This window comes from Cupriavidus phytohabitans, assembly GCF_017815025.1.
Classification (GTDB): domain Bacteria; phylum Pseudomonadota; class Gammaproteobacteria; order Burkholderiales; family Burkholderiaceae; genus Cupriavidus.
The window spans coordinates 1-13243 of sequence record NZ_JAGIQB010000007.1 but is presented as its reverse complement, the minus strand read 5'-3'; the positions used below and the strand labels follow the sequence as shown (position 1 = coordinate 13243).

Below are 13243 nucleotides of genomic sequence, written 5' to 3'. Positions count from 1 at the left end.
CAAGAACAGGGGACTCTCGTGTTGCAAGACGCTGGTCGATTCCTGGCACTGGTCAATCCCGCCATCGCCATCGCATTCTCGCTGTGCTTCGTGCTGGCATGGCGCTATGAGCGCACCCGGCATTACCTGTTGCTGCCGGCTGCCGCGTACGGCATGTACGCGATCGCCATCACCCTGCAGATCGTCTGGTCCCCGCGGCCCGGCGGCGGACAGGCCACGGTGACCAGCCTGCTCTACCTGGGCAGCGGGGTGCTGTTGCTGCGCGGCATGCTGGCGCGCATCGGTGCGCGGGTCGATACCTGCGCGCAGGTGGCGTTGCCGCTCGCGCTGCTCGGCGCGATTGCGTGGTTCGACCTGGTGCAGCCGCGGCTGGTGGCGCGCATCTACATCCTGAACGCCGGCATCGCCATGATCCTGCTGCTGGGCATGCCGGCGCTGGCCCGGCTGCGCGCCGGGCGCCTGGCGGACCGCGTGCTGTTCTGGGTCTACCTGGTGTTCGCGCTGCATTTCCTGCCGCGCACCGTGCTGACCGTGGTGCCGGCCGCATCGCACGATGCTGCCAGCTTTATCCAATCGGCCTACTGGCTGTGGCTGCAGGCCACGCTGGGGCTGCTGTTGATGGCGCTGGCCCTGTCGTTGCTGGCCGCGGCGGTGCAGGACATCATCGTCGGCCTGCGGCACGAGCGCGACACTGACCCGCTGACGCTGCTGCATACCCGCCGCGGCCTGGCCGCGCTCGCCGTGCAGCAGATCCCGCCGCCGCCCGGGCAGCCGCTCAGCCTGCTGGTGTGCGACCTCGACTACTTCAAGTTCATCAACGACAACTACGGCCACAGCGCCGGCGACGCGGTGCTGGCGCAGTTCGGCCAGATCATCGCCGGCGGCATTCGCCGGCGCGATATCGCGGCGCGGCTGGGCGGCGAAGAGTTTGTCGTGCTGCTGCCCGATACCGCGCCGGACGCCGCACTGCAACTGGCCGAGCGCCTGCGCCATACGCTCGAACACACGCCGATGACGGTACTGCCCGGCGTGCACCGCGTGACCGCCAGCTTCGGCGTGGCGACGCTGCGGCCCGGCGAAGACCTGGATACGCTGCTGATGCGCGCCGACCACGTGCTCTACGCTGCCAAGAACCGCGGCCGCAACTGCGTCGCCTGGGAGCGGGACGAAGCCCCGCAGGCGTCCGGCGCCCTCGCCTGAGGCGGCGCTACAGGCCGCAGCGTAGCGCTTCGAAGCCGGTCGTCCGGATCATGGCGACAAGCGTGAATCGCGGTGGCCTGGAAAGCAGGCATCCAGCACCAGGCCGAGGTCGCCGATGCGGTCCTGCGTCGCCTGCACGGCCCACGCGGCGCCGGCCTCCAGTTCGCGGCACAGCTCCGCCGCGTCGCGCGCGGCATCGAAGTGCGCCAGCACGCCGCGCATGCGCTGCGCGTGCGTCTGCACCGCGCCCAGGTCGCCGCTGGTGGCCGCCGCAAGCAAGGCATCGAGGTCGGCATACGCGCTTTGCGCCAGCAGCGCGGCGCTGGCTTCGGCGTTATCGCTGGCAAGCGGCGACGCCTGCGCGCACGCAGGCACCAGCTCTTGCAGGCACGCCGCCAGCGCTTGCAGCAGTACCGGCTTGACGAGGCAGCGGTCCATGCCCGCGGCATGGCAGCGACCCGCTTCGCCTGCGCCGGCGTTGGCAGTCAGCGCGACGATGCGCACGGGGTTGCCTGCCGCGCGCAGCCGGCGGCTGAGCGCGTGGCCATCCATGACCGGCATCTGCACATCGGTCAGCACGACGTCAAAGGCCCCTGCCGCGCAGGCCGCCAGCCCCTGAGCGCCGTCGCTCGCCAGTTGCACCGCGCAGCCAAGCCGCTCCAGCTGGCCACGCAGCAGTTGCCGGTTGTGCGGATGGTCCTCCACGACCAGCACGCGCAGTCCCAGGTGGGGCAGCGTTGGCATCGCGGACGGCGTATCGGCGCCGGCAACGCCGCGCGACGGCCGTGAGGAAGTGGCCGGCAACTGCAGCGCAACGGTAAAGCGGCTGCCCTGGCCCGGCGTGCTGTCAGCGGTGATATCGCCGCCCATCAGCCTGGCCAGATGCCTGCAGATCGCCAGGCCGAGCCCGGCGCCGCCGTGGCGGTCCGTGCCCGAAGCATTGCCTCGCGTGAACGGCTCGAACAGGTGTGGAAGCATCGCGCGATCGATGCCGACGCCGGTGTCGGCCACTTCCAGCATCAGCCTGACCTGATCAGCCGAGGGCAGCGGTTCCCGCCACATGCGCAGCGTGACGCGCCCTTGCGCGGTGAACTTGATCGCATTGCGCAACAGGTTGGCCAGCACTTGCCGCACGCGCAGCGGATCGCCCAGCAGCCACGGCACGCCCGGCTGCAGGTCGCAGTCCAGGGCCACGCCCTTGCGCATGGCCAGCGGCTCCTGCGCGCGCGCCACGGTTTCGGCGAGCGCCACCGGATCGAACGGCACCGCGTCCAGCCGCAGCTCGCCGGCTTCGATGCGCGAGAAGTCGAGCAGGTCGTCGAGCAGCTGCAGCAGCACGCGCGACGAGGCGGTGATGGTCGCCACCTGCTGGCGCTGCGCCGCGTCCAGCCCGGTCATCGACAGCAGTTCCAGCGTGCCGAGCATGCCGTACAGCGGCGTGCGGATCTCGTGGCTCATCGCGGCCAGCAGGCGCGGGTTGGCGGGGCGCGGCGCGTCGGCCGGCGCGGAGCCCGCGCTGTCGTCGTTCGTCGTCATGGCATTGTCCGGGGCTGCATGCCCGCCTGAGGCGAGCGGAGATATGCCAAGCATAGTCACGCGCGGCCGCGCACGCATGGAATTCGCATCGCGCGCTGTCGATGTCGGACTCCTCCGGGCTTTGCGGCAGGGCATCGACAGCGAAGGGAAACTGCCCGCCAGCAGGTCGGCGTGGCACCTGAAGGCTCAGGTCGAGCCCAGCCGGTCGCGCGTGCGCCGGGCCACATCCTTCGCCCACGGGAACGCGTCCCAGTAGCGGCGCGCAAATTGCTCGATCTCGTCGCGCTGCGTCAGCGACAGGCCGATCATGTCGAGTCCCTCGAGGAACATGCGGCGATGCCGCGCCGACAGCTCGAACGGGAAGTCGCCTACCGGCGTGCGCACCTGCATGGCTTCGACATCGATGCGGATCACGTTGGCGCTGTCGGCATCGACCGCGTCCATCAGCCGCTCGATCACCCCGCGCGGCAGCATCACCAGCAGCAGCCGGTTGTTCATCGCATTCGAGTAGAAGATCTCGCCGAAACTGGGCGCGATCACGGCGCGGATGCCGAACTGCTGCAGGCCCCATACGGCATGCTCGCGGCTGGAGCCGCAGCCGAAGTTGGCGCCTCCGACAAGGAGGCTTGCATCGGCGTATTCCGGCCGGTTCAGCACGAACTCCGGGCGTTGCGCGCCGGTGGCGTCGAAGCGGTGGTCATAGAGAATGCCTTCGGCCAGGCCCGACTTGTCGATGCCGCGCAGGAACTGCTTGGGAATGATCTGGTCGGTGTCGAGGTTCTCGAAACGGATCGCTGCGGCTTTGCCGGTGAGGCAGGAAAGTTCAGGCATGGGACAGCTCCAGCTTGCGGACGTCGGTGATCGCCCCGGTAATGGCCGCCGCGGCCGCCATGGCCGGGCTCATCAGGTGGGTGATGGCACCCCGCCCCTGCCGGCCTTCGAAATTGCGGTTGGTGGTGGAGGCGCAGCGCACGCCGTCGGCGAGCACATCGTCGTTCATGGCCAGGCACATCGAGCAGCCGGGCTGGCGCCATTCGAAGCCCGCCGCGGTGAGGATGTCGGCGAGACCTTCGCGCTCGGCCTGTGCCTTCACGGCGCCCGATCCCGGCACCACCATGGCGCGCACGCCCGTGGCGACAGTCTTGCCGCGCACCACGCTCGCGACCGCGCGCAGGTCTTCGATGCGGCCGTTGGTGCATGAGCCGATGAAGACGTGCTGGATCGGCGTGCCGGCCAGCGCCGCGCCCGGCTGCAGTTGCGTGTAGGCCAGCGCGCGCTCGACCGAGCGCTGCTGCGCCTCGTCGATCTGGTCTTCCGGGAAAGGAACCTGGGCCGACACCGGCAGCACCTGGTCTGGGCTGGTGCCCCAGGTCACGTGCGGCTCGACCTGGCTGGCGTCGAACACGTATTCCATGTCGAACGGCGCACCGGCATCGCTGTGCAGCGTCTGCCAGTATTGCAGCGCGGCGTCGCGCTGGGCGCCGTCGCCACCGATATCCGGCGCGCGGCGCAGCACGTAGTCGATGGCAGCCTCGTCCGGCGCGATCAGCGCTCCGCGCGCGGCGGCCTCGACCGTCATGTTGCACAGGGTGAAGCGGGCTTCGATGCTCAGGTCACGGATCGCTGAACCGCAGTACTCGACCACGTAGCCGCGCGCACCCTGTGCACCGATCGCCCCGATGATGCGCAGGATCAGGTCCTTGGCGGTAGTACCGAGCGGCAGCCTGCCGTCCACGCGGATGCGCATGGTCTTTGCCATCCGGTACACCAGCGTCTGCGTGGCCAGCACGTGCTCGACTTCCGAGGTGCCGATGCCGAAACCCAGCGCGCCGAGCGCACCGTAGGTAGTGGTGTGGCTGTCGCCGCAGATCACCACCATGCCGGGCCGGATCATGCCGTGCTCCGGTGCCACCACGTGCTCGATGCCCTGCAGCGTGTCGTTGGTGTCGAACAGCGGGATCGCGTGCCGCTCGCAGTTGGCGTGCAGGTTGGTGGCCTGCAGCGCCGACGCCGGATCGGCGATCACGCGGATGGCGCCGGGGTGCGTGGGAATGATATGGCTGACCACGGCCACGTTCTGCCCCGGCACCAGCACGCCGCGCGCCTGCTCGTGCAGGCCGGCGAAGGCCTGCGGGCTGGTGTACTCGTTCATCAGGTGCAGGTCGCAATACAACAAGACGTTGTCGTCGTCGATGCTGGCGACGGTATGGGAGTCAACCAGCTTCTGGTACAGGGTGCGGGGTGTCATTGGCTAAAGCCTTGATAACGGTATGACGGTCATTCCGCGGTGATGCCGCGCTGCTTGATCAGGTTGGCCCACACGGGCATTTCTTTCTCGAGCCGCTGGCGTGCGGCCGCGGGCGTGGTAGGCGTCGGCTCGAAGCCTTCCTTGAGCATCCGGTCCCGCGTGGCAGGCGTAGCGAGCGCGGCGTTCAGCGAGGTGTTCAGCTTGTCGATGACCGGCTTGGGCGTGCCGGTGGGCGCGAACACCATGAACCAAGTTTCGAAGTTATAGCCGGGCAGGCCGGCCTCCGCCGCCGTCGGCACGTTCGGCAGCTGGGCGGAGCGCTTCGAACCGGTCACGGCCAGCGCCTTGAGCTTGCCACCCTGCACATGCTGCTGGGCCGCGGACACCACCGGGAAGCTCATGTCGACCTGGCCGGCAATGGTATCGACCAGCGCCGGGCCGCCGCCGCGATACGGCACGTGGACGATCGACACGTTGGCCACCGACTTGAACAGCTCCGCCGACATATGGAAGGTGCTGCCATTGCCGGCCGAGCCGTAGGTCAGCTTGCCCGGCTGTGCCTTCGCCGCGGCGATCAGTTCCGGCAGCGTCCTGGCCGGGATATTGTTGTTGACCACCAGCACGTGCTGCGAGCTGGCGACCATGCCGATCGGCGCGAGGTCCTTCAGCGTGTCATACGGCATGCGCGGGAACAGGCCGGGATTGATGGCCAGCGACACCGTCTGCAGGCCGACGGTGTAGCCATCGGCGGGCGACTTGGCGACCGCGTCGACGCCGATGTTGCCACCGGCGCCGGCGCGGTTCTCCACCACGATGGTGCCGCCCATGCTCTTGGCCCAGGCGTCCGCGACCAGGCGCGCGGCGATGTCGGCGCTGCCGCCGGGGGCATACGGCACGATCAGGCGGACCGGGCGCTGGGGATAGGACTGGGCGGCGGCGGTGCCGGCGGTGGCGGCGAAAGCCGCGGCACAGGCCAGCAAGGCAGTCAGGCGGACAAGCTTCACGGGCGTCTCCTGTGGGATGAATTGTTGTGGAAACGATCGTATCATTGCCCATCAGAAACATAATTCAAACACCGTTACTTCTTTAGTTCCTGCATTTCATCAATGGACCACTTCTCCGACCTCGCCTTCTTCCAGTGCATCAACAAGCACGGCAGCCTGGCCGCGGCCGCGCAGGAACTGGGCGTGACGCCGCCCGCAGTCAGCAAGCGCCTGGCCGCGCTGGAGGCGCGGCTGGGTGTGCGGCTGCTGCACCGGACCACGCGCCGCATCAGCCTGACGCCGGAGGGCGAAAGCTACCTGGTCGAAGGCGCGCGCATCCTGGCGGAGATGGAAGCGCTGGAACGCGCTATCGCCGGCAGCAGCAGCACGCCGCACGGCCTGCTGAAGATCGGCGCGACACTCGGCTTCGGCCGCCGTCATATCGCGCCGGCGCTGTCCGCGTTCGCGCGCGCGTTCCCCAGGATCGAGGTGCAACTGCACCTGAGCGACCGGCCGCTCAACCTGGTCGAACAAGGGCTGGATGCGCTGATCCATTTCGGCGAGCTGCCCGATGTACGGCTCACTGCGCGGCTGCTCGCCAACAATCGCCGCCTGCTGTGCGCCGCGCCTTCCTACCTGCAGGCCGCCGGCGAGCCGGCAAATCCGCGCGAGCTGGCACGGCACAACTGCATCTTTATCCGCGAGGCCGACGAGACCTTCGGCACCTGGCACCTGCGCAGCGGCGCGCAGCAGGAAACGGTCAAGGTACGCGGCACCATGAGCACCAACGACGGCGAATCGGCGCTGGCGTGGGCGCTCGACGGGCAAGGGCTGCTGGTGCGCTCCGAATGGGACGTGGCCGAGCACCTGCGCAGCGGCGCGCTGCGCCGCGTGCTGCCGCAGTGGCAGCTGGCGCCGGCGGACATCTACCTGGTGTTCCCCGCGCGCAACCACCGGCCGGACAAGGTGCGGGCACTGGTGGATTTCATGCTGGAGCGGTTTGCCGGCCACCGCTCGCGCGGGCCGGGCGGCACGGACAGTGCGTGGTAGCGGGATAACGCCTGAACGCACTGCTGCGCCCCCGCTCAGAAGGTCTTCGTCAGCGATGCCCGTGGCCCATGCAGCGCCCTCTGGCATTGGCGTACACGGCCTTTTCGGCATTGGTGCCGGGATTGGCCCGGCCTGCCGTAGCGAAGGCATGCTCGATGCCGTCAGTCGACCTGAGCGAAGCCATCCGGCGCAGCGATACGCTGCAACTCGTCGCCACGGCATACCCCCATCTGGATTGGGGCACGAAGAAAAATTAGCCCTTGGTTAATTGCGGCAGCATACAGACATAGTTTCCGTTACCCAGCGCACGAACGGGCAGCGCCTTTCGTCGAGCAGCAATGTATCGTCCAGACAGCATGGGGAGTTTCTACTCCTTGTCCAAGGCCCCGGCAATTGGGACCGGGCCGGCAACTCCGTCGCGGAAGACCACCAAATGTTTGACGACCTGCGAAGTACCGATACCCGTGCCTACATTCCGTTCACAGGCCAAGAGTATTTGGATAGTCTGGATGATGCGCGCGAGGTGTGGATTTACGGCGAGCGGGTACGCAATGTCGCCGACCATCCGGCATTTCGCAATACAGCAAGGATGATCGCGCGGATGTACGACGCCCTGCATGACCCTGCGCGCCACGCCCTGCTTTGCGTACCGACTGAGTGGGGCGGCTTTACCCAACGCTTTTTCCGGGCGCCGCGAGACGTGGCGGAGCAGGTAGCACAGCGCGATGCAATTGCGTGCTGGCAGCGATGCGCTTGGGGCTGGATGGGACGCTCACCGGACTACAAGGGCGCCTTCCTCGCTACGCTCGGCCCGAATGCCGAGTTTTATAGAGGGTATGAGGAAAATGCCCGGCGCTGGTACCGCAAGGCTCAGGAGAAAACCTGGTATCTGGGACATGCCGTGGTCAATCCTCCGGTGGACCGCGAGCTGCCGCCGACCGCCACCTCAGATGTCTACGTGCGGGTGATCCGCGAAGATGATGCCGGCATATACGTGAGCGGGGCCAAGGTCGTTGCAACCGGCTCGGCGTTGACGCACTACACCTATGTGGCGAACGTTGACGCCACACCGGCGAGCGGTTCCAAGTTCATCGTGCCCACCAACGCTCCGGGGCTGAAGTTACTGTGTCGCGCCTCGAACGAATTCCGGGCTGCGGCTCTGGGCAGCCCGTTCGACTACCCGCTATCGTCGCGCCTGGACGAGAACGACGCGATCCTGGTGCTGGACAATGTTTTCGTGCCTTGGGAAAACATCTTGATGCACGGTGAAGTGGCATCGGAGACCGCGCTGCAGTCCGGCTCCGGCTTCCTCGATCGCGCGTCGCTACACGGCTGCACGCGTGTTTCGGTCAAGCTGGACTTTGTCGTCGGCCTGCTTGCGCGAGCACTGGAAATCACGGGCACGCGTAACTATCACGGCGTGCAGGTCCAACTCGGCGAGGTCATCGCCTGGCGCAACGCCTTCTGGGCCCTGTCGGATGCCATGGCCAAAAGCGACGTGTCGTGGCATGGCCATGTCCGCCCTGATCCGCATTTTGCCGGTGCGTATCGCGTGCTGAACCAGGAAGCACTGCCACGAGTGCGGAATATCATCGAACAGGTCGTGGCGAGTGGGCTGGTCTACCTTAACTCGCATGCGCGCGACTTCAACGTGCCGGAAATCCGTGTTCACCTGGACAAGTATCTGCGCGGGTCTTGTGGCGCCGGAGCGGAGGAGCGGGTGAAGGTGATGAAGATGCTGTGGGATGCCATCGGCACCGAGTTCGGTGGACGCCATGAGCTTTACGAGATCAATTACATCGGCAGCAACGACGCCACGCGCTTGACCAATCTGTCTGGCGCTCAGTGCAGCGGTGATCTCGACCGCATGAAGGCGTTTGCGCGCTCGGCGATGGACGAGTATGACCTGAACGGCTGGACTGTCCCGGACTTGATCAACCCTGACGACGTGAGCGTGCTATCGCGTCGATAAGTCTCCCGGCCGGCCGACTCGCTGACGAGGCATGAAGGGCTAGCCAACACGCCCGGAATGAAAAAGCCCGCAATCAAGCTGGCTCCAGGATGAAACTTTACAAAAGGAAGTAAGGTAGGACCTGGAACGGGGATGCAGCGGGCGATCCAGATCCTCGATACTGAGTCTGCGCTGCCAGCGCTGGAGCCATTGCGCTTCAGTGGTTTTCATACCAGCGGATCTTTGCGCGCAGGCTCTCCACACCGCAGGCAATGCTTACGACCTTCCCGTGTCACAAGCAGGCGATTGCAATCATTCTATTTTTCGACTATATTGGAACTATGGAAACAGATAACGCCCTTGAAGCACTTGCCGCGCTTGCCCACGCGGTGCGGCTGGCTGTATTTCGCCTGCTCGTGCAGGCCGGCCCTGAAGGCCTGCCAGCTGGCCGCATTGCCGAACTGATGGAGATGCCTGCTTCCTCGCTGTCGTTCCACCTCAAGGAACTGCACCGCGCGGAACTGCTGGCAAGCCGCCAGGAGGGCCGGTCGATCATCTACATGGCTCGCTTCGAGACCATGAATGACTTGCTTGGCTATCTCACGGAGAACTGCTGTGGTGGCAATCCGTGCTCGCCGGTATCCCGCTGTTCCGTTGCCTCGGAGTCCTGATCATGAAGCGCTTCCACGTCCACGTCAGCGTGGCCGACCTGCCAGCCAGCATCCGCTACTACTCCGCACTGTTCGCCGCGGAGCCGACCGTCGTCAGGGACGACTATGCGAAGTGGGCGCTGGACGACCCACGCGTGAACTTCGCCATTTCCAATCGCACGGAGAAGCTGGGCGTGGACCATCTGGGGATCCAGGTGGAGACAGATGCAGAACTTGCCGAGATGCAGACACGGCTGGCCAGCGCCAACCTGCCCATGCAGTCTCAGTCCGAGACGAACTGCTGCTACGCGACCTCGAACAAGCATTGGTCGGTTGACCCGACGGGTATCGCCTGGGAATCGTTCCACACGCTCGGCAATGCGCCGACCTATGGGGAATCACGCGATCGTAGCGCCGAAGCCTCCGCATGCTGCGTACCAGTTCAATTGAACGCCGCGCCAAAGCAATCCACCAAGACCGCCTGCTGCTCGCCGGAATCCGGCTGCTGCTGAGTTTTCTCTAACACGCCTCCTCTACCGATTCCTCGGACGAGGAGGCGGCCGTTCGCCCCAACGACCATGTCCGACAAGACTTTTAACGTGCTGGTGCTGTGCACTGGTAACTCCGCTCGCAGTGTCATGGCCGAAGCCCTGTTCAACGTGCTCGGCAAGGGACGCTTTCATGCCTACAGTGCTGGCAGCCATCCGTCCGGCACGGTGAATCCCTTCGCCATCGAGCGCTGCCAGTCGATCGGCTACGACACCTCGGGCCTGCGCAGCAAGAGCTGGGACGAGTTCGCTCTGCCCGATGCGCCCCGCATGGATTTCGTCATTACCGTCTGCGACCAGGCGGCCGGTGAGGTGTGCCCGATCTGGCCGGGCACGCCCATCACGGCACATTGGGGCTTTATAGACCCCGCAGCCATTCAGGGGTCCGACGACGAGAAGCGCAAGGTGTTCGACCAGGTCTTCCGTCAGATCCTGAATCGCGTCAGCCAGTTCGTGAACCTGCCGTTGCACGTACTGGATCGCAACGCTATCCAGAAGGAGATGCACGCGATTGGCGGGCAGCCTGTGGAGTCGGCGGAATGAGCACGTTGCAACGGACTGCCGGGACGGCGCAACTCAGCGCCATTGGCTTCTTCGAGCGCTACCTGACCGTCTGGGTGGGCCTCTGCATCATCGCCGGCATCTTCCTCGGCCAATGGCTTCCAGCCGTCTTCGAGGCCATCGGCGCTTTGGAAGTGGCACAGGTGAACCTGCCGGTCGGCGTGCTGATCTGGATCATGATCATCCCGATGCTGATCAAGATCGACTTCGGCGCGATGGGCCAGGTTGCAGGCCACTGGCGCGGCATCGGCGTGACACTCTTCGTGAACTGGCTCGTCAAGCCGTTCTCGATGGCGCTGCTGGGCTGGATCTTCGTGCGCCATCTGTTTGCCGGCTGGCTGCCGGCGGACCAGCTCGACAGCTACGTCGCCGGCCTGATCCTGCTGGCTGCGGCGCCCTGCACGGCGATGGTGTTTGTCTGGTCCCAGTTGTGCAAGGGCGATCCGTATTTCACGCTCTCGCAGGTGGCACTCAACGACGCCATCATGGTCGTGGCCTTCGCGCCTGTCGTCGCACTGCTGCTGGGCCTGTCGTCGATCACTGTGCCGTGGGACACGCTCATCACCTCGGTCGCGCTCTACATTGTCGTGCCCGTTCTGATCGCACAGGTCATCCGCAAGACATTGCTGGCGCGTGGCGAGGCCACATACAAGCGCGTTGTGGGCGCGCTGGGGCCCTACTCGATCACCGCACTGCTTGCGACGCTCGTGCTGCTGTTCGGCTTCCAGGGCAATGCCATCGTGGAGCAGCCCCTGATCATCCTGTTGCTGGCCGTGCCGATCCTGATCCAGGTTCTGGTGAACTCCGGCCTGGCCTACCTGCTGAACCGCAAGCTCGGGGTGGCCCACTGCGTGGCCGGCCCTTCGGCACTGATCGGCGCGAGCAACTTCTTCGAACTGGCCGTGGCCACCGCCATCAGCCTGTTTGGCTTCCAATCCGGCGCAGCGCTCGCCACTGTTGTCGGCGTGCTGATCGAAGTGCCCGTGATGCTGTTCGTCGTGGGCGTGGTCAACCGCTCGCAGCGCTGGTACGAATCGCACTGAAGCTTCCCATGACCGTCACCATCTATCACAATCCCGACTGCGGCACATCGCGCAATACGCTGGCCATGATCCGCAATGCGGGCATCGAGCCGACCGTCATCGAGTACCTGAACACGCCGCCCGACCGGCAGACGTTGCAGGCGATGATCCGCGATGCCGGCCTCGCCGTGCGCCAGGCAATCCGCGAGAAGGGCACGCCCTATGCGGAGCTTGGCCTTGGCAATCCCGCGTTGACCGACGACCAGTTGCTTGATGCGATGCTGGCCCACCCGATCCTGATCAACCGGCCCTTTGTCGTCACGGAACCTGGCGTACGGTTGTGCAGGCCGTCGGAAGTCGTGCTGGACATCCTGCCGGCGCCGCAGCAGGGGGCCTTCACCAAGGAGGACGGCGAGGCCGTCATCGACGCACAAGGCCGGAGAATCCGATGACCGCGGATTTGCCCAACGTCGTCCCTGCAGTGCTCGATACGCCAGACCTCCGCAAGCTGGAACCGGCACGCGTCAGCACCGACCCGCCACGCATCCTGCTCCTCTACGGCTCGCTGCGCGAGACGTCCTATAGCCGCCTGCTGGTCCAGGAGGCCGAACGGATTCTTCAGCACTTCGGGGCGGAGACACGCGTATTCGATCCGCGCGATCTGCCGATGGCGGACAGTGTGCCCGCTGATCACCCGAAGGTAGCCGAGTTGCGCAAGCTCTCCGAGTGGTCGGAAGGCCAGGTGTGGTGCAGCCCCGAGCGCCACGGCACGCTGACGGCCGTCTTCAAGAACCAGGTCGACTGGCTGCCGCTGGAGATTGGCGGAATTCGCCCGACGCAAGGCCGCACGCTGGCCGTGATGCAGGTGTGCGGTGGCTCGCAGTCCTTCAACGCCGTCAACGCGCTACGCGTGCTGGGGCGCTGGATGCGCATGGTGACGATTCCGAACCAGTCGTCGGTCGCCAAGGCGTACCAGGAGTTCGACGCCAACGGCCGCATGAAGCCGTCGTCTTACTACGACCGCGTGGTTGACGTCATGGAGGAGCTCTACAAGTTCACCCTCCTGGTGCGCGACCGCAGCGATTACCTCACTGACCGATACAGCGAACGCAAGGAAGCCGCGCCGGCCAATGCCACGGCGCTCGCTGCGGCCGCCATGAACCACGAGAACGAAGCCCAGACCGGCAACCGATAGCGGCGAAGCGGAATGCCGGCGCGCATTCACGTTCATGCGGACTCAACCGCACCTTGTTCGGATTGACACTCCGCTTCCTGACGGGAACCTCATACTTCGCCGGGGATCCGTCTTCGAATCTTTCCAATGCACCACCGTCCATAAGGTACTGAGCAGAAGGAAAAACCCCGCACAAAGGCGGGGCTGGTCCTTACAACTACTGCTTGCACAAGATTAATACGCTTATGAGCACTTAAAAAACGTAAATAGCGTTCGATGCGAGTGAATGAATGCTTGCCGAGCAGCACCTACACTCCTCT

Annotated in this window: 12 protein-coding genes and 1 pseudogene; 9 read left to right on the top strand and 4 right to left on the bottom strand. The window is 65.6% G+C overall.

Going from position 1 to position 13243, the window contains the following annotated elements:
- Positions 1 to 18: 18 nt before the first annotated feature.
- Positions 19 to 1200 carry a GGDEF domain-containing protein gene (locus J8I34_RS06480; RefSeq protein WP_209805653.1) on the top strand — a complete coding sequence of 394 codons (1182 nt, stop codon included), beginning with the start codon at positions 19 to 21 and terminating at the stop codon, positions 1198 to 1200.
- A 48-nt stretch (positions 1201 to 1248) separates the two neighbouring features.
- Here the strand turns inward: J8I34_RS06480 and J8I34_RS06475 are convergent, their stop codons facing one another.
- The 4 genes from J8I34_RS06475 to J8I34_RS06460 all read right to left on the bottom strand — a co-directional run bounded on the left by J8I34_RS06475 (position 1249) and on the right by J8I34_RS06460 (position 5988).
- Positions 1249 to 2736 (bottom strand): ATP-binding protein, encoded by a 1488-nt coding sequence (locus J8I34_RS06475; protein ID WP_209805652.1) that lies wholly within the window; start codon positions 2734 to 2736, stop codon positions 1249 to 1251.
- 186 nt (positions 2737 to 2922) lie between these two features.
- A complete protein-coding gene (leuD, locus tag J8I34_RS06470) occupies positions 2923 to 3567 on the bottom strand; it encodes a 3-isopropylmalate dehydratase small subunit (protein ID WP_209767939.1) in 645 nt (214 codons plus the stop codon).
- Complete coding sequence (leuC, locus tag J8I34_RS06465) at positions 3560 to 4984, bottom strand: 3-isopropylmalate dehydratase large subunit (RefSeq protein ID WP_209805651.1); 1425 nt, start codon at positions 4982 to 4984, stop codon at positions 3560 to 3562. Before leuC ends, leuD begins: the two co-directional genes overlap by 8 nt.
- A 29-nt stretch (positions 4985 to 5013) precedes the next feature.
- Positions 5014 to 5988 (bottom strand): tripartite tricarboxylate transporter substrate binding protein, encoded by a 975-nt coding sequence (locus J8I34_RS06460; protein ID WP_209767929.1) that lies wholly within the window; start codon positions 5986 to 5988, stop codon positions 5014 to 5016.
- A 102-nt stretch (positions 5989 to 6090) separates the two neighbouring features.
- Between J8I34_RS06460 and J8I34_RS06455 the strand changes: the two genes are divergently transcribed.
- From J8I34_RS06455 to arsH, 8 genes and pseudogenes are all read left to right on the top strand, one after another.
- Entirely contained in the window at positions 6091 to 7017 is a 927-nt protein-coding gene (locus tag J8I34_RS06455) for a LysR family transcriptional regulator (protein WP_209805650.1), read from the top strand.
- Between the two features lie 433 nt (positions 7018 to 7450).
- Positions 7451 to 8989: a 4-hydroxyphenylacetate 3-hydroxylase N-terminal domain-containing protein gene (locus J8I34_RS06450; RefSeq protein WP_209805649.1), complete on the top strand. Its 1539-nt coding sequence runs from the start codon at positions 7451 to 7453 to the stop codon at positions 8987 to 8989.
- 320 nt (positions 8990 to 9309) lie between these two features.
- Positions 9310 to 9639, top strand: a complete 330-nt coding sequence (locus J8I34_RS06445) for an ArsR/SmtB family transcription factor (protein WP_029046800.1) — start codon at positions 9310 to 9312, stop codon at positions 9637 to 9639.
- A 2-nt stretch (positions 9640 to 9641) separates the two neighbouring features.
- On the top strand, positions 9642 to 10130 hold the full coding sequence (locus tag J8I34_RS06440) for an ArsI/CadI family heavy metal resistance metalloenzyme (protein ID WP_029046799.1): 489 nt from the start codon (positions 9642 to 9644) through the stop codon (positions 10128 to 10130).
- A 66-nt stretch (positions 10131 to 10196) separates the two neighbouring features.
- Positions 10197 to 10709 (top strand): arsenate reductase ArsC, encoded by a 513-nt coding sequence (locus tag J8I34_RS06435; protein WP_029046798.1) that lies wholly within the window; start codon positions 10197 to 10199, stop codon positions 10707 to 10709.
- Positions 10706 to 11770 (top strand): ACR3 family arsenite efflux transporter, encoded by a 1065-nt coding sequence (arsB, locus tag J8I34_RS06430; RefSeq protein WP_029046797.1) that lies wholly within the window; start codon positions 10706 to 10708, stop codon positions 11768 to 11770. Before J8I34_RS06435 ends, arsB begins: the two co-directional genes overlap by 4 nt.
- 8 nt (positions 11771 to 11778) lie before the next feature.
- Positions 11779 to 12201 carry an arsenate reductase (glutaredoxin) gene (gene arsC / locus J8I34_RS06425; RefSeq protein ID WP_209805648.1) on the top strand — a complete coding sequence of 141 codons (423 nt, stop codon included), beginning with the start codon at positions 11779 to 11781 and terminating at the stop codon, positions 12199 to 12201.
- Positions 12198 to 12957 (top strand): annotated as a pseudogene (gene arsH / locus J8I34_RS06420) (arsenical resistance protein ArsH); the annotation flags it as partial. The gene arsC and the pseudogene arsH, both read left to right, overlap by 4 nt.
- Positions 12958 to 13243 lie beyond the last annotated feature (286 nt).